The organism is Kitasatospora sp. NPDC048298, assembly GCF_043201465.1.
In the GTDB taxonomy this organism is placed as follows: Bacteria; Actinomycetota; Actinomycetes; order Streptomycetales; family Streptomycetaceae; genus Kitasatospora.
Window position 1 is genome coordinate 1 of record NZ_JBICYZ010000164.1, and the last position, 1,889, is coordinate 1,889.

2 protein-coding genes are annotated in these 1,889 nt (G+C 68.9%); both read right to left on the reverse strand.

Features of this window, described 5'->3' with window-relative positions; genetic code table 11:
• Positions 1-223: 223 nt before the first annotated feature.
• The gene (locus ACGF0D_RS44165; protein ID WP_392926226.1) at positions 224-1,054 is read right to left on the reverse strand and encodes an SAM-dependent methyltransferase; all 831 of its coding nucleotides are present in this window, start codon (positions 1,052-1,054) and stop codon (positions 224-226) included.
• A 213-nt stretch (positions 1,055-1,267) separates the two neighbouring features.
• Positions 1,268-1,699 (reverse strand): hypothetical protein, encoded by a 432-nt coding sequence (locus ACGF0D_RS44170; protein WP_392926228.1) that lies wholly within the window; start codon positions 1,697-1,699, stop codon positions 1,268-1,270.
• Positions 1,700-1,889: the final 190 nt, after the last annotated feature.

A 1,889-nucleotide genomic window follows, 5' to 3' on the forward strand; every position in this document is an offset into this window, starting at 1 on the left:
TCGACCAACACAAAGACCCGCCTGATCATCCGCCGCGGCTTCGGCTTCCGGACCGCCGACGCCGTCATCGCCCTCGTCATGCTCTGCCTCGGCGGCAACCGACCCACCCTGCCAGGCCGCCAACCCGCGTGATCACACCCACAGGTACGTCAGAAGAGCCCTAAAAAGCTTGTTGCAGAAGGTTGGGTGACGGCAGCCCGGAGTTGTGTTCTGACCTGTTGGCTCAGGCGGTCTGGGCGCGGTTGCGGATGCGCGCGAGACCGCCGTACTCGATCCATTCATCGGTGCGCTGACGCGGGAAGACGTCCCGGTCGGGGCGCCAGTTCGTCACGTCGACCAGGCCCGGCTCCTCGATCTCGAGCCGGTCGATCTCGAAGAAGGCCTGCACCTCGGCTTCTGTGCGTACGCGGCCCCACCGGCCTCCGGTTCCATCGAGCATGAGCCGGGTGACGTCGTCGCGGATCCTCGGGTCGTGGCTGACAAGTTGGCACACCACGATGACACTGCCGGAGGGCAGGGCCTCGACGGTTCGCCGGATCATGCCGAAGGGGTCTTCCTCATCCTTGAGGCAGTGCGCGACCGATACGAACAGGGCTGCGGTCGGCTTGCTGAGGTCGATCAGGTCACCGAACCGCTCGTGGCCGAAGATGGCAGGGGTGTCCGTCATGTCCGCACCGACCACCGCGACCCGCGGGTTCTCGTCCAGCAGGGCACGCCCGTACGCCAGGACCATGGGGTCGTTGTCGACATACACCACGCGGCAGTCCGGGTGGACCCGCTGCGCGACCTGGTGGACGTTGTCTTGGGTCGGCAGGCCGGAACCGTGGTCGATGAACTGCCGGATCCCGTACTGGCGGGCGATGACCTCCACGACCCTGCGCAGGAACGCGCGGTTGTTCAGCGCCAGCTCCTTCGTGCTCGGCGCGATCTCCAGCAGCCGTTCGACAGCGGCCTGATCGGAAGGATAGTTGAGGCGCCCGCCCAGGAGAAGGTCGTACATCCTGGCCGCAGTCGGCCTGCTCACATCGATCTCATCCGGTAACGATCCGTTCACGCGTTCCCCCTTCGCGTCGCCAAGCCGCGAATTCCGAAACAACTATGACGGGTCGTCATGCTATCGACAGGCATGCCGAAGTGGCACCACCCACACGGGTGATGCCTGGCGCGATGTGGCGAACCCTGGCGTGGGCGCGGGTGACTGCTGCGCCCGCGCACCCCTCAGGGGCGCGGACCACAGGCGCCGCGCGGGTTCAGAGGGTGAACATTCCTAGCCCAGTGGAGCCCTCCTCTTCTCGGCGAGCAGGCGTCGTGCGGTCATCAGGTCGACGTGCAGCTCCGGCTCGCCCAGTCCCATCAGCTCCGCTGCGGCGCCCATCGGCATGCCGAGCCGCTCGTGCAGCAGTGCGGCATCGGCGGCGCGTGCCGGCAGTACGCGATGTAGATCGTCGAGGTCAGGGGCGGCCAACCCCGCCAGGGCGTCGGCGATGGCCTCGCGAAGGACGCGCCAGGTGAAGGTGGCCGGATCGTCCGTCAGTACGGTGCTCCAGCTCAGCTCCGTGCGCCGCAGGGCGCGGGCGACCGCACGGCGGCTGAGATCGCCATCGCCTAGGCGGGCGCGGGCGTACTGTTCGTAGGGGCGGAGGCGCAGTTGAACGAACGCTGCGTATCCGAGGGTGAGAACGGTCCTGCGTGGTGGCACCGCGGCTCCTCCGGCGTCAACTCGGCACGGCAGAAGGGCAAGTACGGGTGAACGCGTATCTCGGCGCGGGGGGGGGGGGGGGGGGGGGGGGGGCCCCCCCCCCCCCCCGAGGTGCGGGGGGGGCGGGGGGCGGGGAAGGGGACACAACCCCCCCCGGTGCGGGGTTGGCGCGGCGGGTGGCGCCGCACCG